A 23,896-nucleotide genomic window follows, 5' to 3' on the forward strand; every position below is an offset into this window, starting at 1 on the left:
TCGCATCGCGCTCCGAAAGCTTCTGGAAGAACGCGACGACGCCGGAGGCGCGCGCCACGCACAATCCCGAAGGGATAGCGCTGCGCACGGCGCAATGCAATTGCGCCGGATCAGTGCCCGATCAGCAATCAGTGCATTTTATTGTTTGGGCGAGACGCGAATGGAAGTAGGCCGTCTTGGAGAGGTCTATCGTCTTCGCCGTGGCCTGAAGGCTCGGAGCGTAGAGCAGCAACTCGTGCGGCACGGTCAGCTCCGTGCGAATGACAAAGGACTTGTTGGCCGTGAATTGGCCGGGCAGGGTGACCTTCGAATTCACGCTGTAGGGAACCCCGCCGGCCTGATCGCGCGACCAAATGACGGTCCCCTCATTGGTGCTTGAGACCTCGATACCGGTGATCTTCAGTGTGTAGTTCGCGTTCCCATAGGGTTCGAGAATACTCTTTGCGATATTCGGCACCTTGGCGAGGAAGGCTTTGTTGACTTCCGATTGCTGTGCGATGATGTCGGCGACGGCGCTCGCGGCGCGGGCCGTCTTGCCTGCGACCGTAAAACCGACCGAAAGCTCGAACGCACCGAGATAGGTTATGATCAGCAAGGGTGCGACGATCGCGAATTCAACGGCTCCGACGCCGCGTTTGTCCCGCCGCAGTGCGTGAAACATGGCAGAAACCGCCCGAAGGCGCAGGATCGTTTGCTTCGCAATCTGCTTCACGGCAAACCTCACTCGCTCTCGTTTCGGAAGGTGGCGGTTGCCACCATGAGATAGTCCTTCGGCATGCTCGCGCCGGCGGGCCGCAAATTGGTGACGAACGGCCTGACGAGGTCGGTGATCACGCTCCACCGATAGTAGGCACGCACCACGTTGAAGGTACCCGGACCGCCGGGGGCAAACTTGAAGTCGCCCGTATCAATATCGGTCGAATCCGCCTTGCGCGGGATGTTCACAGGAAACGTGCTGAGATCCGAGACCGCCCGGACATCCAGGTAGAACTGCGAGGGCTGGTTTGCTTCGGTGGCGGAGCATTTCATCAGGACTGAGATTTCATTGCAGAAGGCCTGGCGAAACTGCGCCTGAGTCATATCCGTGGCCTTCCCCCGCTGGAAGGTAATCTGGCCGGTACGGACCTTGCGCGCCATCGTCTCCGTTGCGTTCGCCAGGAGCTGGTCGCCGTAGAAGGCGGCAAAGGTTTCGAGTGAGGCGAAAATCACCACGAAGAAGGGCAGCGCGAGGATGGCGAACTCGATGCTCGTCGTGCCTTTGCGGTTGCGGATGAAGCGGCGCAGAATGCCTTTTCGCCTGATATCAGGCCCGCTCGCACGTTCGATTGCCTGCTCGCTGCTCATTGTGCCGTCCCATCATGTTACGCCAGACGGGCGGAAGATTATGGAGCAACCGTTGATATTTCGTTCCCGCAAATCATGTGCATTTTAACGAATCGCGGGTCGAAACCCATAAAATTCAGTTGGTGCTACCTGTGGTTTTACGTTCCGCGTGTCGTTCACAATTTGGCGTACAGGAGAGCACGGTGCGCGACGTCTGTTTGTAGACGCGCACGGTGTTGCCTTCATCGATCGACACCAGAATCCGCTCATCGACAATGGCGTTTCCATCCTGGTCGAGGATGACCAGATTGGTCGTGCCAAAATTGCGGCCGGTGATGACGATGGTTCGGGCATCGGCAACCGTGGCGTCTGCCACTTCGGCATTGCCGATGATGACCTTGCTGACCGGACGGTCGAGTTTGAGCACGCGCGCGTGATCCATATAGACGCGCATCATGTCGTTCTCTGCAGCAGCGGCGACCACCGGGAGCGATGCGATCACGAAAGCAAACAGGGCGGCTCGGCCGGTCGCGAATGGCATGGTCATGGCGGGTCCTTGAGGTGATGCTCACGCCATACTCCCTCGTCTTGGTGAATGAACCGTTAAATCCATGATTTCGAGACCGGATAGGCGCCCCGCGCCGTTTTCTGTTCGTTTACCCAAAAATCAGGGATGCATCGTTAACCTGTCGGTAACCGCCTTCTTTAAGTCGATGGAAATGCGCCAGGACTAGTTTGAGGCCATCCGATCAACGGCAACAGTTGGCGGAAGTGCTGAACAACAAACGCGAAGTAGGAGAATCATCATGAAGAAGATTTTTGCCCGTCTGATGAAGGACGAGTCCGGCGCGACCGCGATCGAGTACGGCCTGATCGCCGCCCTCATCTCGGTTGCCCTCATTGCTGGCGCAAGCACCCTGGGCAACGCGCTCGACGACACATTCAGCAAGCTGGGCACGAAGCTGACGACCGAAACGAACGGTCTCTGATCTGACTGCTTTAAGCGAGGAAAAATTCGCATGACGAAGATTTTCCATCGCCTGAAGCGGGATGAAGGCGGTGCGACCGCGATCGAGTATGGCTTAATCGCGGCGCTTGTTTCCGCAGCCCTGATCGCCGGTGCATCCACGCTTGGCAACACGCTCGATTCCGCGCTCAGTAAAATCGGGTCGAGCATTGCGACGAGCGGCAAGATCTGACGAACGGGTCCCGCAATGACCTGAAATGGAGCCGCTCCAAAGGCGGCTCCATTGTTATCTGGAGTCCTGCGGGGCATCGGAGATTGCATACCCTCCTTCGGAAGACCGGAACATGACTGAAGCCGCCATTTTCGTGATCTTTCCCTTCTGTCTGGGATTTGCAGCGTTTTCGGACCTGCTGACCATGACGATTCCCAATCGCGTTTCGGTGATCCTTCTGGGCAGCTTTCTTGTCGTGGCGCCGTTGGCGGGGCTCGATTTCACGGAGATCGCCCGGCATATGGCTGCGGCCTTGGTTGTCTTTGCCGTGTGCTTCGGTCTGTTTGCCGCAAACGTGATGGGCGGCGGAGACGCCAAGCTCTTAACCGCCAGCGCCATCTGGTTCGGGTTCACCCCATCGTTGACCGCTTTTCTGCTCTACGTCTCGATTTTTGGAGGCTTGCTGACGCTTGCCATCCTGATGCTGCGCCGGCATGAAAACACAATACTGGCGAGTGGCATCCCTGTTCCGCAACTCTTGCTGACGGCCAAGAAAATTCCCTACGGCGTTGCAATCGCGCTTGGTGGCTTTGCCGCCTATCCGGCTTCGCCGCTCATGCAGGCGGCCTTTGCGCGCCTTTCTTAAGGCCCGGGCGCGGGGCATCACCTTTCGTTAACTCTCCTCATAAGCAATCCGTTAACTATAATTACACCAATTCCTGATCAATCTGACCCTGGCATTTTTCGGGGCTCGGAAACGATCATGAAACCGGTTCGCATCATCATACTGGCGGTGGCCGTTCTATCGGCTGCAATGGCTGGTCTATTGGCGATGAAACTGACGCGCGCACCTGCGCCGTTGGCCGCCGAGCCTCTGATCGAGCGGGCGCCGACCGTCAACGTCCTGGTTGCCAGCAAGAGCCTGCCTGTCGGTTCGCGCCTGGGCGGCGATTCCATCCAGTGGATGGCCTGGCCGAAGGACGGTTTGGTTGACGGCCTGATCACCGACGAAAGTCAACCGTCGGCAATCGACGACCTCACCGGAGCCGTCGTTCGCTTGCCGATCTTCAACGGCGAGCCGGTCCGTCACGAAAAGGTCGCAGACTCGTCCAACCGCATCATGTCGTCGCTGTTGCCGGCGGGCAAACGCGCCGTCGCGACGGAAATCACCGTCGCTACCGGTGCCGGCGGCTTCATCCTTCCGAATGACCGTGTCGACGTCATCATGGTCCGCAAGGGCGATGGCGAACTCTACCTGACCGAAACCGTGCTCAGCAACGTGCGTGTTCTGGCGATCGACCAGCAGGTCGAGGAGAAGGAAGACGGCACCAAGGCCGTGGTCGGAACCACGGCCACGCTGGAGCTGACGCCCGACCAGTCGAAAGTAATGACAGTGGCGCAGCAGATGGCCGAGCGCATTTCATTGGCGCTCCGAAGCGTCGCCGATGCACAGGAATCCGACACCGACGCCGCAGACTATCTATTGAGCGGCGACGGTCAGCCGAGCATTCAGGTCATCAAATCCGGGTCCATCGTCAAGAGCGATGGCGCCCTCGGCCAGACACAGCAGTAACCAGGCTAGAATGGGGCATAAGGTGAAACGGAGCGGAAACACATTTCGGGCGTCTGTCGCAGCCGGCCTATCATTCTGCCTGGCGTTTACCGGCATGTATCTGCCGGCGCCGACGGTCGCACTCGCCGCTGCTTCCTCCGTCGTGCGGATCGTTGAAAGCGGCCCAGGCGTCAAGAAGAAGGTCAGTCTCGGCTTAAACAAGGCCGTGGTCGTCGACCTGCCGGCGGACGCGCACGACATTCTCGTGGCGGACCCGTCGCTGGCGGACGCAGTGACGCGCACCTCACGGCGTATCTATCTCTTCGGCAAATCCGTCGGCCAGACCAACATCTTCGTCTTCGGCCCCAATGGCGAGGAGATCGTCAGCCTCGACATCGAAGTCGAGCGCGATATCGCCAATCTCCAGTCCAATCTGCGTCGCTTCATTCCGGACGCCGACATCAATGTCGAGATCATTTCGGACAACATCGTCTTGACCGGAACCGTGCGAACGCCGCTCGATTCCACCCGTGCCGTAGACCTTGCGAAGGCCTTCCTCCAGGGCGGCGAGGCGACCACGCGCAACATCACCGCCCAGGGCAACAATGGCGATGCCGACATCTTCGCTGAAGATCGCCAGGTTTCGCAGATCGTCAACCTCCTGACGATCGACGGCGATGACCAGGTCAACCTCAAGGTCACGGTGGCCGAAGTCAGCCGCCAGGTGCTGAAGCAGCTCGGTTTCAACGGCCGTGTTAGCGACGGCGAAAGCGGCATCGGTTTCCGCAATCCGGCCAACCTCGGGGATGCGATCGGCGTTGGTGTCAACGCGGTGATCAACAAGTCTGTCGGCGGCACGATGATCTCCAGCTACATCAACGCGATGGAGCAGGCGGGTGTGATGCGGACACTGGCCGAGCCAAGCCTGACGGCGATTTCTGGTCAGGAGGCGAAGTTCTATGTCGGCGGTCAGTTTCGCCTGTCGGGAACCCAGGAAGTCACGACCGACGATCAGACCGGCGAAAACAGGGTCACGCGCGAAGTCAACGACGTCGAATACGGCATCCGCCTGAACTTCAAGCCTGTTGTCCTGGGACCGGGACGCATCAGCCTGCAGATCGAGACGAATGTCTCTGAGCCCACCTATGAGGGATCCGTCGTCACTGGCAACGGCACGAGCAAGATTCCTGGCAATACCTTTCTCGGCATCCGCAGGCGCGAAGCTTCGACCAGCGTCGAGTTGCCTTCCGGCGGCTCGATCGTGATCGCCGGCCTGGTTCAGGACAATATTCGCCAGGCGATGTCCGGCCTGCCGGGTGCTTCGAAGATCCCGATCCTCGGAACGCTCTTCCGCAGCAAGGATTTCGTGCGCAACGAAACCGAGCTCGTCATCATCGCGACGCCCTATCTTGTCCGTCCTGTCGCCAGAAGCGCGATCTCCCGGCCTGACGACAATTTCAATCCGGCCAATGATCTCGACAGCTACTTCCTTGGCCGCGTGAACCGCATCTACGGGCGGCCGGAGGCGGCCGCTCCGGCAGGGCGTTACCACGGCAATGTCGGCTTCATCTACAAATAGGTCGGATCATGACGCTTCGAACCGGTTCCCACCAGAATTCTGAAAGGCCGACTGCCATGCCCCTGAGCACATCCAGCGCCTTCATGCGATGCACGAGCCGCGTGGCCATGCTGGCCATCGCTGGTATCTTTCTTGCGAGCTGCGGGACAAAGGACAATCTCGCTACTGGCTCGATTCCGGACGACTATCGCACGAGACATCCGATCGTGCTCGCCGAAGGCGAACGCGCCATCGACATCCCGATCGCATCGGGCGACCGTCGCCTGACCCAGGGCACGCGCGATGTTATCGCCGGGTTCGCTTCCGACTATCGCAATTCGGCAAGCGGCGTCGTGCAGATCATGATGCCGCGCGGCGCGGCCAACAGCCATGCTGCGCAAGCGATGCGCAGGGAAATCCGCGGCGTCCTGGTTGCTGCGGGCATTCCCGCCAAACGTCTGCTCGAAACGAGCTACGACGCCGGACCTTATGGAGACGCGGCACCGATCCGCTTGAGCTACGTTGCGATTACCGCCCAGACCGCGCCTTGCGGCACCTGGCCGGAAGATCTGAACCTCAACACACTGGAAAACAAGAACTATTACAATTTCGGTTGCGCCTCGCAATCGAACCTGGCCGCCCAGATCGCCAATCCGACAGACCTGCTCGGCCCGCGCCAGACGTCGCCGATCGACGCGGAACAGCGTGGCCAGGTGATCAAGGACTGGCGTGGAACCGACAAGAGCGACGGCCCGGTCGTCATCTTCAACTGATAGCGGCGGGATGAAGAAATGAACACGATCGATTATAAGATCGGCACCGGCGGCGAGGGGGACGATCCTTTCTCCGACCAGGTGCGCACGGGCGATCTGGAGCAAGTCCGCCCGCTACCGCGGATCTCGATCCACGCATTCTGCGAAACCAATGCAATGCAGCAGCTGATGGAGCGTTGCGGGCGGGACCGGCGCATGGCCAAGGTCAGCTTGCGCATCAACAGCGGCAGCATCGACGCGGCCGCAAACATGTTCGCGACCGTGTCTACCCCCAATCTCATCATCCTTGAAACATCGACCGAACCACGGTCGCTACTGGCCGAGCTTACGCCGCTTGCAGAGGTCTGCGACCCGAGCACCAAGGTGATTCTCGTCGGCAAACACAATGATATCGGGCTCTATCGCGAGCTCATCCGCAACGGCATTTCGGAATACATGGTCGCACCGGTGTCTATGCCGGACATTCTCACCGCCGTTTCGGCGATCTTCGTCGACCCGGATGCCGAGCCCCTGGGCCGAAGCATCGCCTTCATCGGTGCAAAGGGCGGTTGCGGTTCGTCGGTGATCGCGCACAATTGCGCCTGGGGCATCTCCAGCCTCTTCTCGACCGAGACCATTCTCGCCGATCTCGACCTTCCCTATGGCACGGCCAACATCGATTTCGACCAGGATCCGCCGCAGGGCATTGCCGAAGCGGTGTTTGCGCCAGAGCGCCTGGACGAGGTGTTCCTTGACCGGCTGCTGACCAAATGCTCCGACCACCTGTCGCTGTTGGCCGCCCCCTCCATGCTGGACCGCGCCTATGATTTTGAGACCGGTGCGTTCCACCCGATCCTGGAGATCCTGCAGCGCAGCGCCCCCGTTTCCGTTCTTGATATTCCGCATCTGTGGACGGACTGGACCCGCGCCGTGCTCGGAGAAGCCGACGAAGTAGTGATTACCGCGATCCCCGATCTCGCCAGCCTGCGCAATACCAAGAACCTGCTCGATGCAATGAAGAAGCTGCGTCCAAACGACAAACCGCCCCACTTGGTTCTGAACCAGGTCGGGATGCCGAAGCGTCCGGAGATTACGGCGAGCGAGTTCTGCGATTCGCTGGAAACCGAAGCGGCGGCCATCATTCCCTTTGACGCGGCCCTATTTGGCAACGCTTCGAACAGCGGACGGATGATAGCGGAAATCGACAAGAAGGCGCCGGCGGCTGAAACGTTCTCACAGCTCGCGCATCTTTTGACCGGCCGGGTAACGATGAAGAAGGCTCGGCGCGGCGGACTTGGAAAGGTGCTTGCCGCGCTCGGCAGGAAATAGACTGGACATAGGATCACGCAAATGTTTGGCAAACGCGGAAACGAAGGCTTCGGCAAAAGCGGCACCCCGGGTCCCGCCGTTCCTCCGCCCGTGGTTGCTGCGCAACCGATGGCGACCGAGCGGTCCGCGGTTCCGGTTCTCGGCGAAACGACGTCCGCGATCCCGAAGATCCAGCCGGCCGCCCCATCGACGACCCGGCGTCGCACCGCGCGAACGGAAGACTATTACGATACGAAGTCGCAGGTATTTTCGGCGCTGATCGACACGATCGACCTGTCGCAGCTCGCCAAGCTCGACACCGAGAGCGCGCGCGAGGAAATCCGCGACATCGTCAACGACATCATCACGATCAAGAATTTCGCGATGTCGATCTCCGAGCAGGAAGAGCTGCTCGACGACATATGCAACGACGTGCTGGGGTATGGTCCGCTCGAACCGCTGCTTGCCCGCGACGACATCGCCGACATCATGGTCAATGGCGCCGGTCAGACCTTCATCGAAGTCGGCGGCAAGGTGCAGGAATCGGAAATCCGGTTTCGCGACAACGCGCAGCTGCTGTCGATCTGCCAGCGCATCGTCGGCCAGGTCGGCCGTCGCGTCGATGAATCGAGCCCAATCTGCGACGCCCGCCTGCCAGACGGATCCCGTGTCAACGTCATTGCCCCGCCGCTCGCCATCGACGGCACGGCGCTGACCATCCGCAAGTTCAAGAAGGACAAGCTTACGCTGGAGCAGCTCGTGCGCTTCGGTTCGGTAACGGCGGAGGGTGCCGTCCTTCTGCAGATCATCGGCCGCGTCCGCTGCAACATTGTCATCTCCGGTGGCACCGGCTCGGGCAAGACGACACTTCTCAACTGCCTCACGCGCTACATCGACGCCGACGAGCGGGTTATCACCTGCGAGGACACGGCCGAGCTGCAGCTGCAGCAGCCGCATGTCGTGCGCCTGGAAACGCGCCCGCCGAACATCGAAGGCGAAGGTGAGATCACCATGCGCGACCTCATCAAGAACTGCCTGCGCATGCGCCCCGAACGCATCATCGTCGGCGAAGTGCGCGGACCAGAAGTTTTCGACCTGCTTCAGGCGATGAACACCGGCCATGACGGCTCGATGGGAACGATCCATGCCAACACGCCGCGCGAATGCTTGAGCCGTATGGAATCGATGATCGCCTTGGGTGGCTACAGCCTGCCAGCCAAAACCGTGCGCGAGATCATTGCCGGATCGGTTGATGTGATCATCCAGGCATCGCGTTTGCGCGACGGCTCCCGGCGCATTACCCACATAACCGAAGTGGTCGGCATGGAAGGTGACGTGATCATCACGCAGGACCTGATGCGCTACGAGATCGATGGCGAGGACGCCGGCGGACGTATCATTGGCCGCCACACGTCGACCGGCATCGGCCGGCCGCATTTCTGGGATCGCGCCCGCTACTTCAACGAGGATAAGCGTTTGGCCGCCACCCTTGACGCGATGGACAAGAACTAGGAGCTGCGATGTTCGGCATAGACATCACCGTTCTGGCGCTGGCCGCCCTTGTCGCAATATCGGCGGCGGCGCTCGCCTACGGCCTTTTGTTCTCGCGTATCGAAAGCGAAAAGAAGGCGGAAGGCCGCGTGCGTAAGGTCAGCGCGGCTGAAACGGACCGCGCCAAGGTGAAGGCCGCGCGGGACCGCGTGAGCGAACTGTCGAAGCGGCGCAAGTCCGTGCAGGATTCGCTGAAGGAACTCGAGAAGAAGCAACAGGAGCGCTCGGCCAAGTCTTCCCCTTCGATGAAGGTGCGACTGACCCAGGCGGACCTCTCAGTTTCCTTGGGGCGCTTCTATCTGTTCAGCGCGCTTTTCGGCGCCTTCGCCTTTCTCGTCGCCCTGATCATGGGAGCCGGGCCCGCTATAGGCCTCGGCATAGCAGTGATCGCCGGCCTTGGCCTACCCCGTTGGTTTGTCGGCTTCCTGATCAAGCGACGCTGCAAGAAGTTCCTGGAGGAGTTTCCGAACGCTCTCGAGACCATGGTCCGCTCGATCAAATCGGGCCTTCCTCTCAATGACGCGCTCCGCCTCATTGCCGCCGACGCGCAGGAGCCGGTGAAGACGGAGTTTCGCCGCGTGGTGGAATCACAGCAGGTCGGGTTGAGCGTCACTGATGCCTGTGCCCGCATGATCAATAGCATTCCCTTGCCGGAGGTGAACTTCTTCGCGATCGTGATCGCCATTCAGGCGCAGGCGGGCGGCAACCTTTCCGAAGCCCTCGGCAACCTGTCGAAGGTTCTGCGCGAACGTAGGAAGATGAGGGCGAAGGTCAGCGCGATGTCGATGGAGGCCAAGGCGTCGGCGTGCATCATTGGTGCCCTGCCGTTCATCGTTGCCTTGCTCGTTTATCTGACGTCACCCGCATACATGATGGTCCTGTTCACCGACCCGCGCGGCCACTTGATTATCGGTCTCGGCCTCTTCTGGATGAGCGTAGGCATCATGGTGATGCGCAACATGATCAATTTCGATATCTGAGGGGGCATCGATGAGCACGGGCCTGATCAAGACACTGACCGATCCGAACGTTGTCCTGGCCGTTCTGGTTTCGCTCGCCGTGCTCGCGACTTTTTATTCGCTGATCGTGCCGTTCTTCGAACGGGGCGACCTCGGAAAGCGGATGAAGTCGGTTGCGAGCGAGCGGGAACAAATCCGAGCACGCGAACGGGCGCGGCTTGCTGATATGCAGGGCGGCAGGGCGAGCCTGCGTGGCCAAAACAACGCCTCCATTCGCCAGATCGTCGAACGGCTCAATCTGCGCACGGCGCTCGTGGATGACAAGACGGTCAACCGTTTGAAAATGGCCGGCTTTCGCTCACAGAATGCCCTCAATACCTTCCTGTTTGCGCGTTTCTGCCTGCCCTTCCTGTTTCTGCTCGTCGCCCTCGTCTACATCTTCGGGCTCGGCAACTTTGCCGAGAAACCGCTGATGGTACGTCTCTTCTTTGCGATCGGTTTCGCCTATCTGGGCTTCTACGCGCCGAACATTATCGTCGCCAATGCCGTCTCCAAGCGTCAGGCTTCCATTCGTCGCGCCTGGCCGGATGCACTCGACCTTCTCTTGATCTGTGTCGAATCGGGTGTGTCGATGGAACTTGCCATGCGGCGTGTCGCCGACGAAATCGCAGCCCAGTCGCAGCCATTGGCGGAAGAACTCGTGCTGACGACGGCAGAACTTTCCTTCCTGCCCGAGCGTCGCGCAGCACTTGAAAACCTCGGTCTTCGCACCGGCCTCGAAGAGGTCAGGTCGGTGGTCCAGGCACTCATCCAGGCGGACCGCTACGGCACCCCGATCGCCCAGGCCTTGCGCGTCCTTGCGCAAGAAAGCCGCGATCAGCGCATGAACGCGGCGGAGAAGAAAGCGGCGGCGCTGCCGCCCAAGCTGACGGTGCCGATGATCCTGTTCTTTCTGCCCGTGCTGGTCGCCGTCATCCTCGGACCCGCCGGCATTCAGGTGGCCGACAAGTTCTAGACCACCCTGCGCTCAGACGAACGCACGAACGACGCTCTGGAACCTTGATTCCAGAGCGTCTTTTTTGCTTCCAGCGATTCCGCTCGAAGCGGGCTGCTCCAGCGAATTTCGGGGTGTAACTGAAAATCGTGTCGTCCGTTGCGCCCACTGTTTGGGGGACAGTGCCGGCTCACGACGCCGCGCGGTCTGACGCGCGTTAACGCATGCGTTTCTGAGGTGAAATACACCGGAGGAGGGGAGAGCCGCCTGACTGTGCCTTGACTGTAAGGTGCTCAGTTGGTCTTCGCTTCGTCAGCCTTCGCCAGCTGCTTCCACGCTCCCTGCTGGGAGAGCATTGAGCGCAGATAGGCGACGTTCGCTTCTGCCTGCTCGCTGGAAAGTTCCTGCCGGGCGATGGTCTCGGCCTCCTGAAAGCGGCCCTGAAGCCCGACGGCCAGCGCCAGGTTCTGGCGCACGCTGCTGTCAGCACCGGGCTGGGCCGCCGCCGATTTGAGATAGGTTTCGGCGGTACGGAGATCCTTGGTCAGAAGATAGGACATGCCGAGGTTGGAGAGCACCGACGGTTCGGTCGGCCTGAGTTCGAGCGCTTCGCGGTAGCGCGTGCGCGCCTCCTGCGGGCGTCCGAGTTGGTCGAGGATCGCGCCCTCGGCCGATTTCAGCTTCCAGTCCGGACGGTCCGGGGTCTGGGCGCGGCTGATCGTCGCCAGCGCCTGATCGAGCTGGCCGGCCGCGGCCTGCGCCTTGCCATAGGCACCGAGCACTTCCCGGTCCGACGGATTGTTGATCGCGACCTGCTGCATGACCGCGAGGGCCTGCTCGTTGCGGCCGGTCATACGCAGGAGGTTGGCGTAGTTGAGCCCGGCTTCGCGATCCTTGGGGTTCTTTTCATAGGCCTGGCCAACGCTTTCGGCCGCCGCCGAAAGCTCGGTCGCGGTCATCGACTGAACCGGCGTCGACGTTCTCGAAATCGAGCCCGTGGTCAGCTCCTTCTTCGGCTGATTGGCGCAGCCTGCGAGCGAGAGCGCCACCAGCGCAATCGCCGCGCCCTGGAAGAAGTGAGCGGCTTTCAACGGTGAAGTCGTGCGTTTGGCCATGAGTGTCCCCAGCATGCATTCGCGCACCTGAACTTCAGACAACACCGGCGCAACTTTCACTCCAGCAATAATCTGTTAACCCTAACGGAGCGTTAATGGCGCGATTCCATCTCTGTCAGCCGAGGACTTTCATGGCTCCCTATCAGTTCATCGAGCGGCCGTCGCCGTTCAACACCAGCGCCGGCAAGACCCTGCCGATCTTCGCGGTCACGCCGGCGCATATTGAGACGGGGACGATCGATCCGATCGCTTTGGACTGGGCGCGCAAGGCTGGCTTCACGGCCGAATCCGGCGCGGTGCTGTTGATCCCGTCCTCAGACGGCCATCTCGGCGGTGCGCTCTTCGGTCTCGGCAGCAACCCGTCGGAAGCGCCGTTTCTGGCCGGCAAGCTTGCGCGAGCACTGCCGGCAGGCAAGTGGCACATCGAAACCGCGCCGCTCACCGCCAACCGGCTGGCGCTCGGCTATGGCCTCGGTTCCTATCGCTTCGAGCGCTACAAATCCACCAAGGGCGAGCCGCCGACACTGCTGATCCCCGCCGACGCCGATGCGACCGATATCAAGCGGCAGCTCGCCGGCGTCTTCCTTGCGCGCGACCTGATCAACACGCCAACCAACGACATGGGTCCCGAGGCGCTCGAAGCGGCATTCCGCGCGCTTGCCGCCCACTACAAGGCCGATGTCTCGGTGATATCGGGCGAAGCGCTGCTGACGCAGAATTTCCCTCTGGTCCATACCGTTGGACGCGCCAGCGCCGAAGCTCCGCGCCTGCTTGAGCTGCGCTGGGGCAAGAAGGGCCACAAGAAGGTAACGCTGGTCGGCAAGGGCGTCTGCTTCGACACCGGCGGTCTCGACATCAAGCCGGCCGCCTCGATGCTCTTGATGAAGAAGGACATGGGCGGTGCCGCCAATGTCCTCGGCCTCGCGTTGATGATCATGGACGCCAAACTCAAGGTCGATCTGCGCGTCATCGTGCCGGTTGTCGAGAACTCGATCTCCGCCAATGCCTTCCGCCCCGGTGACATCTATCGCAGCCGCAAGGGGCTGACAGTTCAGATCGACAACACCGATGCCGAGGGCCGGCTGATCTTGGCCGATGCGCTCGCCTATGCCGACGAGGAGAAGACTGATCTTTTGGTCGACATGGCGACGCTCACCGGTGCCGCTCGCGTCGCGCTCGGCCCGGATCTACCGCCCTTCTTTACCGACGACGCCGACCTTGCCCATGATCTCTCGGAAGCAAGCCTCGAGGTCGACGATCCGATGTGGCGCATGCCGCTTTACAATGGCTACGACAAGGATGTCTCGGCACGGATCGCAGATCTCACCAATGCGCCGGCGGGTGGTATGGCCGGTTCAATCACTGCAGCGCTCTTCCTAAGGCGTTTCGTCACCAACACCAAGAGCTGGGTGCATTTCGACATCTTCGGATGGGCACAGTCCGAGCGGCCGCATTCGCCGGTTGGCGGCGAGGCGCAGGCGATCCGGGCGCTCTACCATCACGTCCAGAAGATGGCGAAATAGCCTATCGGAACGATTGGCAAGAAAGAAACGCTTGCGTAACGATCCGCCGCTATCGTGGCGGATCATCTTTCTGCGCAGGAGCCGCCATTGCCGATCGAGCTTACGCCTTCCCAGGCCCTCGGGCTTTGGCATACGGTGTCGCTCGCCCAGGTGCGCGTCGACAGCCGCGACCTGACCCTGCGGCAGCTGGCGATCCTTCTGCACATCTACCTCGTGCCACCGCCCCACACGGTGCGCGGACTGGCGGCGACGCTGGGCGTTACCAAGCCGGTCATCACCCGCGCGCTCGATACCATGGGCGCTCTTGGTCTCGTGGACCGGGTGCGTGACGATATCGACCGGCGCAACGTGATCATAAAACGCACCGTCGAAGGTGCGCTTTACCTTGAAAAACTCGGCGATCTGATCATTCTTCATGGTCGCAAATTGACCTTGTGAGTCTCAGCCATGTCGCAACTGCCGGACCGTCGTCTCAACGCCTATCGCAGCGATCTCGCCGAAATCGCGCTTCGCGGCCAGGTCGAGGCGGAGCGTTATGTCGAGGGAGAGGTGGCGACGCTCGCCGTGCCGGTCGCGCCGCTGCGTGCTCGCCCGGACGCCGCCTGCGGCACGGACACCGAGGTGCTCTATGGCGAGGGCGTGCGGGTGCTTGATACGGCCGAGGGCTGGGCCTGGGTCAAAGCCGATCTCGACGGCTATGTCGGCTATCTGCCGGAGACGGCTCTTCTGCGGCAGACGACCGTTCCGACCCATATCGTCACCGTGCCGCGCACATTCGTCTACAACGGTGCCGACCTCAAGTTTCCGCATGCCCTCGCTCTCTCGATGGGAAGCCGTGTCGCGGTCATCGGCGAGGCGGAAACGCGTGGCACGCGCTACTTCCTGCTTGAGGGCGGCCGCGCGATCGTCGCCAATCATTGTGCGCCCGTTGGCCACGCCGTCAGCGCCGACTACGTCACCGTCGCCACCCGCTTCCTGGAGACGCCCTATCTGTGGGGCGGCCGCTCCGGCTTCGGCATCGATTGCTCAGGCCTCGTCCAGACGTCGATGTTGATGGCAGGCCGTGTAGTCGAGCGCGATTCCGACATGCAGGCGGCTCGGCTCGGCATGCCGATCGCTCGTGAAGAGTTGCGGCGCGGCGATCTCGTGTTCTGGAAGGGCCATGTCGCGATCATGGAAGACGAACGCACGCTGATCCATGCCAACGGCCACACCATGTCGGTCGCGCATGAAGGATTGGAAGAGGCGATCGCTCGCATTGGCTGGCTCTACGACCAGCCGACCGGCTATCGACGGCCCTGAAGCAAGCCACGTGCAGGCGGGTTGATTCCGCCGCACCTCGCTTCCGCTAAATCAATAGCCGGCTACTTTGTCGACCACGTGTTCGAGCGATTGACCGCTTTCGAAGCGGGCGATCTGCTGCTCGACATGGCGGAACAACGCCTTGACGTCGGAGGATGCCGCCACATGCGGTGTGACATAGACGTTCGGCATGGTCCAGAAGCGGCTGTCGCTGGCAAGCGGTTCCTCTTCGAAGACATCGAGCGAGGCGCCGCCGAGCACGCCATTGTCGAGTGCCTGAACGATATCGGCTTCGACCTGGCTGCCGCCACGGCCGGCATTGATGAAAACAGGCGCACCGAACGGGCCGTTGCGGCTGAGCTTGGCAAACAGGCGCAGATTGAAGATGCCGCGCGTGTCCGGCGTCAGCGGCAGCAGACCGACGAGGAAATCCGTGCGCGCCAGGAACGTGTCGAGCTCGCTGCCGCCGAAGGTCTCGATGCCTGCGACGTCTCGCTTGCTGCGCGACCAGCCGACGACCTTGAAGCCCATGGTGGAGAGCTTGCGGGCGGCGTCCTGGCCAAGCACGCCCATGCCCATGATGCCGACCGTGATGTCTGCGGCTTCCGGCTGGGTCAGATCGCGCCATTCGCGCTTCGCCGCTAGCGCCTCATAGGCGCGGTGCTGGCGCAGATGCAGAAGACATTGCATGACGACCCACTCGCTCATGCGCGTCGTCAGCGTCTGATCGACGAAGCGCACGAGCGGCACCTCGGGAAGCCCGGGAAGCGTCAGCACGTGATCGACGCCGGCGCCGCCGGAGAAGACCACCTTGAGATCCGGCGCCCGCTCGAAGAGATCCGGCGCCGATTTCCACACCACTGCATAGTCGATCCCCGAGAGATCGCGGTTGTGGTGCACGACGTCGGCGCGATTGATCACCTCGCGATCGGGAAAGGCGCCGCGAAGAGCCGCCTCGACCTCCTCCGGAATGAACTTCAGATCGACGATGACGGGGCTCTTTGCGGACATTGCGGGCACTCTACTGGCGGATCGCGGTGAGATTGACGGCTTCGAGGTTGAAGGCCGCTGCCATCAGCGCCTTCGTGTAATCTTCGCTCGGCGCATTGAAGATGCGCTCGGCCGGCCCCTGTTCCACCACCTTGCCCAGGCGCATCACGATCATCTCGTTGGCAAGCGCCCGCACGACCTTCAGGTCATGGCTGATGAACAGATAGGCGAGATCGTGTTTGCTCTGCAGGTCGCGCAAGAGATCGACCACCTGCGCCTGCACGCTCATGTCGAGCGCCGAGGTTGGTTCGTCGAGCATGACGAATTGCGGCTTCAGCACCATGGCACGCGCAATGGCGATGCGCTGGCGCTGGCCGCCGGAAAATTCGTGCGGGTAGCGCCAGCGGGTCGAAGGATCGAGGCCGACTTCTTCGAGAGCGGCGGCGACGCGGGCATCGCGCTCGTTTTCCGAAAGCGAACGTTCATGGATCTTCAGGCCTTCGGCGATGATATCGGCCACCGACATGCGCGGGCTGAGCGAGCCATAGGGGTCCTGAAAGACGATCTGCATCCGGTTTCGAAGCGGCCGCATTTCGTTGAAGCTGTAGCGGTCGATGTCCTTGCCGATAAAGGCGATGCGGCCCTTCGACGAGATCAGCCGCGTCAGCGCCAGGCCGAGCGTCGTCTTGCCGGAACCGGATTCGCCGACGACCCCGAGCGTCTGGCCGGCGCGCAGCTTCAGGTCGATGCCGTCGACCGCCTTAACGTGGTCGACCACCTTGCGCAGAAAGCCGGCCTTGATCGGGAACCAGACCCTCATGTCGGAGGCTTCCAACACGAGCGGCTTCGACGCGTCTGACGGCGGCGGGTTGCCCTTCGGTTCGGAGGCGAGCAGATGGCGGGTATAGGCGTGCTGCGGATTGGCGAAGATCTCGGCGGTCGGGCCGGTCTCGACGATCTTGCCCTTGGTCATCACGCAGACCCGGTCGGCGATCTTGCGCACGATGCCGAGGTCGTGGGTGATGAACAGCATCGACATGCCGTGCTCGTCCTTGAGCGTCTTCAGAAGCTCGAGGATCTGCGCCTGCACCGTGACGTCGAGCGCCGTTGTCGGCTCGTCGGCGATCAAGAGCTCGGGCCGGTTGGCAAGCGCCATGGCGATCATGACGCGCTGGCGCTGGCCACCGGAGAGCTCGTGCGGATAGGCGCTGAGGCGCTTCTCCGGCTCGCGGATACCGACCTGATTGAGAAGCTCGAGAATGCGGGTGCGCGCAGCGGCTCCTTCGAGCCGCTGGTGCAGTTCGAGGATCTCGCCGATCTGCCGCTCGATCGAATGCAGCGGGTTGAGCGAGGTCATCGGCTCCTGGAAGATCATGGTGATGTCGTTGCCGCGCACGTTGCGCAGCTCCGCATCGCCGGCCTTCAACAGGTCCTTGCCGTTGAAGACGATCTCGCCGCTCGGGTGGCTCGCGGACGGATAGGGCAGCAGCTTCAGGATCGAATTGGCCGAAACCGACTTGCCCGAACCGGATTCGCCGACAAGCGCCACGGTTTCCCCGCGCTTGATCTCGAAGGAGATGTGGTCGACGGCGATCGAGGTGTTGCCGCCCTGGTGAAAGGCGACCGAGAGGTCGCGGACGGAGAGGATGGGATCTGTCATCGTCGCGCTCACCGGAATGTCTTTCTCGGGTCGAAGGCATCGCGCGTTGCTTCACCGACGAAGATCAGCAGCGATAGCATCAGCGACATGACGCAGAAGGCCGTCAGCCCGAGCCAGGGTGCCTGCAGGTTGGATTTGCCCTGCGCGATCATCTCGCCGAGCGAAGGCGAGCCCGGTGGCATGCCGAAACCGAGGAAGTCGAGCGATGTCAGCGTCGTGATCGAGCCGGAGAGGATGAAGGGCAGGAAGGTCAGCGTTGCGACCATCGCGTTCGGCAGCAGGTGGCGGTACATGATCGTGCCGTTGCCGACGCCGAGCGCCCGCGCCGCATTCACATACTCGAAATTGCGCGCCCTCAAGAACTCGGCGCGCACGACGCCGACGAAGCCGACCCAGGAAAACAAGAGCATGATGCCGAGCAGGATGAAGAAGCCGGGCGGCAGAATCGCGGCAATGATCAACAGGATGTAAAGCACCGGCATTGACGACCAGATCTCGATGAAGCGCTGCATCAGGAGATCGGTCCAGCCGCCGAAATAGCCCTGGACAGCACCGGCGGTCACGCCGATCACCGCCGAGGCAATGGTCAGCGTCAGGCCGAACAGCACCGAGAGACGGAAGCCGTAGATCATGCGCGCAAACACGTCGCGGGCCTGATCGTCGGTGCCAAGCCAGTTGAGATTGCCGACGATGCAGTTGCGGTCATTCCGCCCCTCCGGATAGGCGGAGCAGCGCTCCTCCTTGTCCATCAGCCAGAAGGGTTTGGTGGGCGCCGAATGTGGGATGTTGGAATTGACGGTCTGATAGGAGTAGCGGACCGGCGGCCAGACCATCCAGCCATTGGCCTCGATTTCGTCGCGGATGAAGTCGGAGCGGTAGTCGGTCTCGGCAAGGAAGCCGCCGAACTTTTCCTCCGGGTAGTCGATGACAACAGGGAAGAGAAGCTCGCCCTTGTAGGAGGCGACGATCGGCCTGTCATTGGCGATGAACTCGCCAACAAGGCTCAGCCCAAAGAGCGCAAGGAAGATCCAGAGCGACCAGTAGCCGCGTCGGTTCGCCCTAAAATTCTGCCAGCGCCGCTGGTTGACCGGAGACAGCCAGCCGCGCGGGGGCACCTCCACGCGGCTTGTCGGAGAGGTCGTCACGTCCACCATCAGACGTCCCTCCGCTCGAAGTCGATGCGCGGATCGACCCAGGTGTAGATGAGGTCCGACAGCAGGCTGACGAGCAGACCCATCAGCGAGAAGATGAAGAGCGTTGCAAAGACGATCGGGTAGTCACGCTTGACGACCGAATCATAACCGAGGCGACCGAGGCCATCGAGCGAAAAGATGTACTCGATCAGCAGCGACCCGGTGAAGAAGGCCGAGATGAAGGCGCCCGGGAAGCCGGCGATGATGATCAGCATGGCGTTACGGAACACGTGGCCGTAGAGCACCTGGCGATCGTTGAGACCCTTCGCCCGCGCCGTCGTCACATATTGCTTCTTGATCTCGTCGATGAAGGAATTCTTGGTGAGCAGCGTGGTGGTCGCAAATGCCGAAAGCAGCAGCGTGATCAGCGGCAGCGTCATGTGCCAGATGTAGTCGAGTGGCTTCTGCCACCAGGGCAATTGCCAGAAATTGTCGGAGACAATGCCGCGGAGCGGGAACCAGTCGAAGAACGACCCGCCGGCGAAGATGACGATCAAGAGGATGCCGAACAGGAAGCTCGGCACGGCATAGCCGATGACGATGATGCCGGAGGTCCAGACGTCGAAGGCCGAGCCGTCGGAAACCGCCTTCTTGATGCCCAGCGGGATGGAGATTGCGTAGGAAAACAGCAGAATCCAGAGGCCGAGCGAGATCGAGACCGGCATCTTCTCCTTGATGAGATCGATGACCGAGGTGTTGCGGAAGAAGCTCTCGCCGAAATCGAAGCGGATGTAATTCCACATCATCGTCGCGAAGCGCTCAAGCGGCGGCTTGTCGAAGCCGAATTGCTTCTCGAGCTTGGCGATGAATTCCGGATCTAGCCCTTGCGCGCCGCGATAGCGGCCGCCTTCATCCCCCCCCGACGGCATCAGGTCGCCGCTGCTGCCGCTCAAGCGGTCCGAGCCGCCGCCAGCATTGGTGAGATCCGAAATCACCTGCTCGACCGGGCCGCCCGGTGCGAACTGTACGATGGCGAAGGAGATCGCCATGATCCCGAAGATCGTTGGTATCATCAGAAGCAGGCGGCGCAGGATATAGGCACCCATCAGGCGAGCCTTTCGATCGACGTGTGGGCGATGGCCCGGACCGGCGAAGCGTCGGCATGCCGTCTATGGTGTTTCAATCCCTGTGTCTCCTTGCGGCTGTCAGGCCCGGATCGGGGCTTGTTTCAGTGATTCGTTTTTTTGCATTTGGAATCGAGACGCCATCCGAGTGCAAGGACTTCATTTGGGGGTGGCGTTTTTCGACCACCAGGCATCCGGGAAGCCTGTGCCGTAATAGGGAAGTTCCTTCGTGTGGGCGAGGTGGTTCCAATAGGCGACGCGCACCGACTTCGAATAGAAGAGCGGCACGACGTAGTGGTGGGCGAGAAGGACGCGGTCGAGCGCCCGCGTGGTCGCGACCAGTTCATCGCGGTTCGGCGCGAAGATCACTCTGCGAATGAGCTCGTCGATCGCCGGATCGGCGATCCCGGCATAGTTTCTCGACCCCTGCTGGTTGACCGAGGATGAGCCCCAATAGTCGAGTTGCTCGTTGCCGGGCACCAGTGTCTGCGCCCAGATGCCGTAGATCATGTCATAGTCGAAGCTTCTGACGCGATTGGTGTACTGGGAGTCATCGACGGTGCGGATGCGGGCATCGATACCGATCTTCTTCACACTGTTGATGAACGGGGTGACCGTGCGCTCGAAAGACGGGTTGGACAGAAGCAGTTCGAAGCTGAAGGGTTCGCCAGTCTTCACGTTGACGAGGCGGTTGCCCTTCAGTTCGTAACCGGCCTCCTTGAACAGCGCGAGCGCCTTGCGCAGGTTGTCGCGCACCTTTTGCGGGTCGCCATTGATGGGGTTGGTGTAGGGCGTGGTGAAGACCTCGGCCGGAACCTTGTCCTTCAGCTCCTCCAGGATGGCCTTTTCCCGGCCTTCAGGCAAAGCGGATGAGGCAAGCTCGGTGCCCCAGAAGTAACTGTCGACACGCTGGAAGGCATTGTAGGCGAGATTGCGGTTGAGATCCTCGAAGTCGAAGGCGTAGTTTAGCGCCTCGCGCACGCGCTGGTCCCGGAATTTTTCTCGGCGCATGTTCGGCACAAAGGCCTGCATGATCCCGGCCGCGCGCAAGGGGTTCTCGATTTCCTCGCGGATCACGCGGCCATCCTTCATGGCCGGAAAATCATAGGCCGTCGCCCAATGGCTGGCGCTGTTGTCCTGGTAGAAATCGACATTGCCGGCGCGGAACGCCTCGAATTGTACGTTCCGGTCGCTGAAGAAGGCGTAGGTGATCGTACCGAAATTATACTGACCGACATTCACGTTGAGGTTTTTGCCCCAATAGTCGTCCCTGCGTTCGAAGCGGATGGAGCCGCCGGCCTGGAACGAAGCGATCTTGTAGGGGCCGGAGCCCATGACCGGTTCAAGCGTCGTGCGGCTGATGTCGCGTTTGTTGCCTTTCTCGTCCTGTCCTTCCCACCAATGCTTCGGCAGGATCGGGAACTGGCCGAGAATGTTTGGCAGTTCGTGGTTGTTCTTCTCGTCGAAGCGGAAAGTAACGTCGCGCTCGCCCGTCTTTTCCGCCGAAACGACGTGGCGGTAGTAGTTGGACAGGAGCGGATTGTGCTCCTTCACCTTTTCAAACGAGAAGACGACATCCTCAGGCGTCACTGGCTTGCCGTCCGCCCACTTCGCCTCGGCGCGAAGACGAAAAGTGGCGGAGGAAATATCATCGGGATAGGAGACGCCCTCGGCTAGCAGACCGTAGGCCGTGGTGATCTCATCCTCAGCGGATTTCAGCAGGGTGTCGAAGACGAGGGAGGTAACACCGCTCGCCGCCTCGCCCTTGGAAAGGATCGGATTGAACGTGTCGAAGGTGCCGCTTTCGGAGAGGTTCAATTCGCCGCCTTTGGGCGCATCCGCATTGACATAGTCGAAGCGGGCAAAGTCAGGCTTGTATTTCAGTTCACCGATTGACGACGTGCCATGACGCCAGACGGGCTGATCTTCGGCGTTCGATGCAGGAGGAAAGAGAAGAAACGCTGCTGTCAGAAGCGAGGCAGCGAGGCCAGGTTTCACGGTCCTGCAGAAGTTTGGCATCCAGCCGGTACCCCTTATATTTCAATCTTCTTTTGCGAGAGCATAGGCGAAATCCGGGCAATTGACAGGCACCGCCGCAAATCAGGCAAAATTTTTGAGTCACATCCCGGTGATTCACAAGCGCGTGACGCGTAAGGCTGAGGCAAACACGGGGCCTTAGGATCGGGGTTCGTCGGCCAGGGAATGCCGCGTGCTGGCGCTTCTGTCCGCGAGACAAATGGGACGAAATTCAATGATTGCTCCACTTCGACGTTGCGGCTCGGCGTTTCTTGCGTTGCTGCTGGGAACAAGCCTTCTGATTGCCGACAACGCGGCGGCCGAGGATGTGCCGGCAAAGGCGCTGTTCGGTGCCAAGGCCCTGCCAGCCGAAATGGCCGCGAACCCCTATGGTTTCTACGCGAAGGGCTGCCTTGCCGGCGGTGTCGCGATCCCGACCGACGGGCCCACCTGGCAGGCGATGCGGCTGTCGCGTAACCGACGTTGGGGTCACCCGCAGATGATCGCGCTGATCGAGCAGTTTTCGCACGATGCCGCCGAAAAGGTCGGCTGGCCGGGCCTTTTGCTCGGTGACATCTCGCAGCCGCGCGGCGGCCCGATGCTGTCGGGCCACGCGTCCCATCAGATCGGTCTCGACGCCGATATCTGGCTGACGCCGATGCCGCAGCGCACGCTCAGCTACCGCGAGCGCGAAGATATCTCCGCGACCTCGATGCTGCAGAAGAACAAGTTCCTGACGGTTGATCGCTCCATTTGGACGCCAAAACACGCGCAGCTGATCATGCTGGCCGCCAGCTACCCGCAGGTGGAGCGCGTCTTCGTCAATCCGGCGATCAAGAAGAAGCTCTGCGACACCTGGACCGGGGACCGATCGGCGCTTGGCAAGGTCCGGCCGATCTACGGTCATGACTACCACTTCCACATCCGCATCAAATGCCCTGCGGGTGCAGCGAGCTGCAAGGACCAGGCGGCGGTGCCGGCCGGCGATGGCTGCGACAAGTCGCTGGCCTGGTGGTTTACCGACGAGCCCTGGGCAAAGCCGAAGAAAAAGCCGGGCGAAAAGCCGGTGAAGCCAAGGCTCACGACCATGGCCGACCTGCCGAAAGCTTGCGCGCTGGTGCTGAACGGTCCCGCGCCCGCCTCGGAAGAGGCCGCCACGTTTGGCACGGCCTATCGGGCGGCGGCACCTGCCCCGGCGACTGAAGGTATCGAGCAGGTGATCGGCGCTGCCGCCGGAGACGTTCCGCCGACCGATATTCCAGTGCCGCTGGCCCGTCCGGCCTTGCAATGATCATGAACGCGTGAGCGGGGTGGGCGGGCTTCAACCTTCCCATTGCCGCGGCGTTCATGTATAGGGCGATCAAATCGATTTAAAGATTGATGCGAGGCCCGACATGGCGGATCGGAAATGCATTGCCCTGATCGCTCACGATCAGAAGAAGGACGATCTTGCGGCTTTCGCCAAGGTGCATGAAGCGGTTTTGTCCCAATGGCGCATCGTTGCGACAGGCACGACAGGCGGCCGTGTCCTCGATGTCTGTCCGGGGCTCGATATCACGCGCCTGAAAAGCGGTCCGCTCGGCGGCGACCAGCAGATCGGCGCGATGATCGCCACCGGCGAGGTGCAGCTTCTGATCTTCTTCGTCGATCCTCTGACGGCAATGCCGCATGACGTGGACGTCAAGGCGCTGATGCGTCTCGCGATCGTCTACGACATTCCGATGGCCCTCAACCAGGCGACAGCCGAACGGTTGATCGACTTCAACCCAAAATCATAAACGTGATCGCTTCTCATGAGTTAGGCGGCTGCGGGCGGAAAACCGGACACACTTTCCCTTATCCCGCTCTAGCTGATAGA

At 61.3% G+C, this 23,896-nt stretch carries 24 protein-coding genes; 15 read left to right on the plus strand and 9 right to left on the minus strand.

Annotated features, from left to right (window positions below):
• Window positions 1-121: 121 nt before the first annotated feature.
• The 3 genes from ACN9MO_RS17920 to ACN9MO_RS17930 form a co-directional block, all read right to left on the minus strand.
• The gene (locus ACN9MO_RS17920; RefSeq protein WP_093235394.1) at window positions 122-661 is read right to left on the minus strand and encodes a TadE/TadG family type IV pilus assembly protein; all 540 of its coding nucleotides are present in this window, start codon (window positions 659-661) and stop codon (window positions 122-124) included.
• Between the two features lie 59 nt (window positions 662-720).
• The gene (locus ACN9MO_RS17925; RefSeq protein ID WP_113132920.1) at window positions 721-1,344 is read right to left on the minus strand and encodes a TadE/TadG family type IV pilus assembly protein; all 624 of its coding nucleotides are present in this window, start codon (window positions 1,342-1,344) and stop codon (window positions 721-723) included.
• 115 nt (window positions 1,345-1,459) lie between these two features.
• Window positions 1,460-1,870: a pilus assembly protein N-terminal domain-containing protein gene (locus tag ACN9MO_RS17930; RefSeq protein ID WP_110880877.1), complete on the minus strand. Its 411-nt coding sequence runs from the start codon at window positions 1,868-1,870 to the stop codon at window positions 1,460-1,462.
• Window positions 1,871-2,129: 259 nt separating this feature from the next.
• Between ACN9MO_RS17930 and ACN9MO_RS17935 the strand changes: the two genes are divergently transcribed.
• The 10 genes from ACN9MO_RS17935 to ACN9MO_RS17980 all read left to right on the plus strand — a co-directional run bounded on the left by ACN9MO_RS17935 (window position 2,130) and on the right by ACN9MO_RS17980 (window position 11,196).
• Entirely contained in the window at window positions 2,130-2,312 is a 183-nt protein-coding gene (locus ACN9MO_RS17935) for a Flp family type IVb pilin (protein ID WP_110880878.1), read from the plus strand.
• Between the two features lie 30 nt (window positions 2,313-2,342).
• Window positions 2,343-2,522 (plus strand): Flp family type IVb pilin, encoded by a 180-nt coding sequence (locus ACN9MO_RS17940; protein ID WP_110880879.1) that lies wholly within the window; start codon window positions 2,343-2,345, stop codon window positions 2,520-2,522.
• Window positions 2,523-2,634: 112 nt separating this feature from the next.
• Window positions 2,635-3,147, plus strand: coding sequence for an A24 family peptidase (locus ACN9MO_RS17945; protein ID WP_113132919.1), 513 nt, complete (start codon window positions 2,635-2,637; stop codon window positions 3,145-3,147).
• A 117-nt stretch (window positions 3,148-3,264) separates the two neighbouring features.
• A complete protein-coding gene (gene cpaB / locus ACN9MO_RS17950; RefSeq protein WP_110880881.1) occupies window positions 3,265-4,074 on the plus strand; it encodes a Flp pilus assembly protein CpaB in 810 nt (269 codons plus the stop codon).
• A 10-nt stretch (window positions 4,075-4,084) separates the two neighbouring features.
• Window positions 4,085-5,632, plus strand: a complete 1,548-nt coding sequence (locus ACN9MO_RS17955; protein WP_057247727.1) for a type II and III secretion system protein family protein — start codon at window positions 4,085-4,087, stop codon at window positions 5,630-5,632.
• Between the two features lie 56 nt (window positions 5,633-5,688).
• Window positions 5,689-6,384 (plus strand): CpaD family pilus assembly protein, encoded by a 696-nt coding sequence (locus tag ACN9MO_RS17960; protein ID WP_057247728.1) that lies wholly within the window; start codon window positions 5,689-5,691, stop codon window positions 6,382-6,384.
• A gap of 18 nt (window positions 6,385-6,402) precedes the next feature.
• Window positions 6,403-7,692 (plus strand): AAA family ATPase, encoded by a 1,290-nt coding sequence (locus ACN9MO_RS17965; protein WP_113132918.1) that lies wholly within the window; start codon window positions 6,403-6,405, stop codon window positions 7,690-7,692.
• A gap of 21 nt (window positions 7,693-7,713) precedes the next feature.
• Complete coding sequence (locus ACN9MO_RS17970; protein WP_057247730.1) at window positions 7,714-9,183, plus strand: CpaF family protein; 1,470 nt, start codon at window positions 7,714-7,716, stop codon at window positions 9,181-9,183.
• Window positions 9,184-9,191: 8 nt separating this feature from the next.
• Window positions 9,192-10,202: a type II secretion system F family protein gene (locus ACN9MO_RS17975; protein ID WP_057247731.1), complete on the plus strand. Its 1,011-nt coding sequence runs from the start codon at window positions 9,192-9,194 to the stop codon at window positions 10,200-10,202.
• 10 nt (window positions 10,203-10,212) lie between these two features.
• Window positions 10,213-11,196 (plus strand): type II secretion system F family protein, encoded by a 984-nt coding sequence (locus ACN9MO_RS17980; protein WP_057247732.1) that lies wholly within the window; start codon window positions 10,213-10,215, stop codon window positions 11,194-11,196.
• Window positions 11,197-11,468: 272 nt separating this feature from the next.
• Here ACN9MO_RS17980 and ACN9MO_RS17985 read toward each other — a convergent pair whose 3' ends face one another.
• On the minus strand, window positions 11,469-12,290 hold the full coding sequence (locus tag ACN9MO_RS17985; protein ID WP_113132917.1) for a tetratricopeptide repeat protein: 822 nt from the start codon (window positions 12,288-12,290) through the stop codon (window positions 11,469-11,471).
• Window positions 12,291-12,421: 131 nt separating this feature from the next.
• Between ACN9MO_RS17985 and ACN9MO_RS17990 the strand changes: the two genes are divergently transcribed.
• The 3 genes from ACN9MO_RS17990 (at window position 12,422) to ACN9MO_RS18000 (ending at window position 15,115) form a co-directional block, all read left to right on the plus strand.
• Window positions 12,422-13,813 carry a leucyl aminopeptidase family protein gene (locus tag ACN9MO_RS17990; protein WP_057247734.1) on the plus strand — a complete coding sequence of 464 codons (1,392 nt, stop codon included), beginning with the start codon at window positions 12,422-12,424 and terminating at the stop codon, window positions 13,811-13,813.
• 87 nt (window positions 13,814-13,900) lie between these two features.
• Window positions 13,901-14,251: a MarR family transcriptional regulator gene (locus tag ACN9MO_RS17995; protein ID WP_057248220.1), complete on the plus strand. Its 351-nt coding sequence runs from the start codon at window positions 13,901-13,903 to the stop codon at window positions 14,249-14,251.
• A 9-nt stretch (window positions 14,252-14,260) separates the two neighbouring features.
• The gene (locus ACN9MO_RS18000; RefSeq protein WP_113132916.1) at window positions 14,261-15,115 is read left to right on the plus strand and encodes an NlpC/P60 family protein; all 855 of its coding nucleotides are present in this window, start codon (window positions 14,261-14,263) and stop codon (window positions 15,113-15,115) included.
• Between the two features lie 51 nt (window positions 15,116-15,166).
• Here the strand turns inward: ACN9MO_RS18000 and ACN9MO_RS18005 are convergent, their stop codons facing one another.
• From ACN9MO_RS18005 to ACN9MO_RS18025, 5 genes are all read right to left on the minus strand, one after another.
• The gene (locus ACN9MO_RS18005) at window positions 15,167-16,126 is read right to left on the minus strand and encodes a 2-hydroxyacid dehydrogenase (protein WP_057247736.1); all 960 of its coding nucleotides are present in this window, start codon (window positions 16,124-16,126) and stop codon (window positions 15,167-15,169) included.
• Between the two features lie 10 nt (window positions 16,127-16,136).
• Window positions 16,137-17,765 (minus strand): ABC transporter ATP-binding protein, encoded by a 1,629-nt coding sequence (locus ACN9MO_RS18010; RefSeq protein ID WP_113132930.1) that lies wholly within the window; start codon window positions 17,763-17,765, stop codon window positions 16,137-16,139.
• 8 nt (window positions 17,766-17,773) lie between these two features.
• Window positions 17,774-18,919 carry an ABC transporter permease gene (locus ACN9MO_RS18015; RefSeq protein WP_112994247.1) on the minus strand — a complete coding sequence of 382 codons (1,146 nt, stop codon included), beginning with the start codon at window positions 18,917-18,919 and terminating at the stop codon, window positions 17,774-17,776.
• A complete protein-coding gene (locus ACN9MO_RS18020; RefSeq protein ID WP_058328328.1) occupies window positions 18,919-20,004 on the minus strand; it encodes a microcin C ABC transporter permease YejB in 1,086 nt (361 codons plus the stop codon). The genes ACN9MO_RS18015 and ACN9MO_RS18020 overlap by 1 nt, the downstream gene beginning before the upstream one ends.
• A 177-nt stretch (window positions 20,005-20,181) precedes the next feature.
• A complete protein-coding gene (locus ACN9MO_RS18025; protein ID WP_112994246.1) occupies window positions 20,182-22,041 on the minus strand; it encodes an extracellular solute-binding protein in 1,860 nt (619 codons plus the stop codon).
• A gap of 232 nt (window positions 22,042-22,273) precedes the next feature.
• Here ACN9MO_RS18025 and mepA point away from each other — a divergent pair, with 232 nt between their 5' ends.
• Together mepA and ACN9MO_RS18035 are read left to right on the plus strand one after the other, a co-directional pair.
• Complete coding sequence (gene mepA / locus ACN9MO_RS18030; RefSeq protein WP_425985866.1) at window positions 22,274-23,329, plus strand: penicillin-insensitive murein endopeptidase; 1,056 nt, start codon at window positions 22,274-22,276, stop codon at window positions 23,327-23,329.
• Window positions 23,330-23,432: 103 nt separating this feature from the next.
• Entirely contained in the window at window positions 23,433-23,816 is a 384-nt protein-coding gene (locus ACN9MO_RS18035; protein ID WP_057247741.1) for a methylglyoxal synthase, read from the plus strand.
• Window positions 23,817-23,896: the final 80 nt, after the last annotated feature.

Origin of the sequence: Ensifer sp. R-19 (assembly GCF_049905105.1) — a bacterium.
GTDB lineage: Bacteria > Pseudomonadota > Alphaproteobacteria > Rhizobiales > Rhizobiaceae > Ensifer.

Excerpts from the sequence above, each read along its gene's own strand:
- ACN9MO_RS17920 (WP_093235394.1), bottom strand. The coding sequence starts at position 661 with ATGTTTCACGCACTGCGGCGGGACAAACGCGGCGTCGGAGCCGTTGAA.
- ACN9MO_RS17925 (WP_113132920.1), bottom strand. The coding sequence starts at position 1,344 with ATGAGCAGCGAGCAGGCAATCGAACGTGCGAGCGGGCCTGATATCAGG.
- ACN9MO_RS17930 (WP_110880877.1), bottom strand. The coding sequence starts at position 1,870 with ATGACCATGCCATTCGCGACCGGCCGAGCCGCCCTGTTTGCTTTCGTG.
- ACN9MO_RS17935 (WP_110880878.1), top strand. The coding sequence starts at position 2,130 with ATGAAGAAGATTTTTGCCCGTCTGATGAAGGACGAGTCCGGCGCGACC.
- ACN9MO_RS17940 (WP_110880879.1), top strand. The coding sequence starts at position 2,343 with ATGACGAAGATTTTCCATCGCCTGAAGCGGGATGAAGGCGGTGCGACC.
- ACN9MO_RS17945 (WP_113132919.1), top strand. The coding sequence starts at position 2,635 with ATGACTGAAGCCGCCATTTTCGTGATCTTTCCCTTCTGTCTGGGATTT.
- cpaB (WP_110880881.1), top strand. The coding sequence starts at position 3,265 with ATGAAACCGGTTCGCATCATCATACTGGCGGTGGCCGTTCTATCGGCT.
- ACN9MO_RS17955 (WP_057247727.1), top strand. The coding sequence starts at position 4,085 with ATGGGGCATAAGGTGAAACGGAGCGGAAACACATTTCGGGCGTCTGTC.
- ACN9MO_RS17960 (WP_057247728.1), top strand. The coding sequence starts at position 5,689 with ATGCCCCTGAGCACATCCAGCGCCTTCATGCGATGCACGAGCCGCGTG.
- ACN9MO_RS17965 (WP_113132918.1), top strand. The coding sequence starts at position 6,403 with ATGAACACGATCGATTATAAGATCGGCACCGGCGGCGAGGGGGACGAT.
- ACN9MO_RS17970 (WP_057247730.1), top strand. The coding sequence starts at position 7,714 with ATGTTTGGCAAACGCGGAAACGAAGGCTTCGGCAAAAGCGGCACCCCG.
- ACN9MO_RS17975 (WP_057247731.1), top strand. The coding sequence starts at position 9,192 with ATGTTCGGCATAGACATCACCGTTCTGGCGCTGGCCGCCCTTGTCGCA.
- ACN9MO_RS17980 (WP_057247732.1), top strand. The coding sequence starts at position 10,213 with ATGAGCACGGGCCTGATCAAGACACTGACCGATCCGAACGTTGTCCTG.
- ACN9MO_RS17985 (WP_113132917.1), bottom strand. The coding sequence starts at position 12,290 with ATGGCCAAACGCACGACTTCACCGTTGAAAGCCGCTCACTTCTTCCAG.
- ACN9MO_RS17990 (WP_057247734.1), top strand. The coding sequence starts at position 12,422 with ATGGCTCCCTATCAGTTCATCGAGCGGCCGTCGCCGTTCAACACCAGC.
- ACN9MO_RS18000 (WP_113132916.1), top strand. The coding sequence starts at position 14,261 with ATGTCGCAACTGCCGGACCGTCGTCTCAACGCCTATCGCAGCGATCTC.
- ACN9MO_RS18005 (WP_057247736.1), bottom strand. The coding sequence starts at position 16,126 with ATGTCCGCAAAGAGCCCCGTCATCGTCGATCTGAAGTTCATTCCGGAG.
- ACN9MO_RS18010 (WP_113132930.1), bottom strand. The coding sequence starts at position 17,765 with ATGACAGATCCCATCCTCTCCGTCCGCGACCTCTCGGTCGCCTTTCAC.
- ACN9MO_RS18015 (WP_112994247.1), bottom strand. The coding sequence starts at position 18,919 with ATGGTGGACGTGACGACCTCTCCGACAAGCCGCGTGGAGGTGCCCCCG.
- ACN9MO_RS18020 (WP_058328328.1), bottom strand. The coding sequence starts at position 20,004 with ATGGGTGCCTATATCCTGCGCCGCCTGCTTCTGATGATACCAACGATC.
- ACN9MO_RS18025 (WP_112994246.1), bottom strand. The coding sequence starts at position 22,041 with ATGCCAAACTTCTGCAGGACCGTGAAACCTGGCCTCGCTGCCTCGCTT.
- mepA (WP_425985866.1), top strand. The coding sequence starts at position 22,274 with ATGATTGCTCCACTTCGACGTTGCGGCTCGGCGTTTCTTGCGTTGCTG.
- ACN9MO_RS18035 (WP_057247741.1), top strand. The coding sequence starts at position 23,433 with ATGGCGGATCGGAAATGCATTGCCCTGATCGCTCACGATCAGAAGAAG.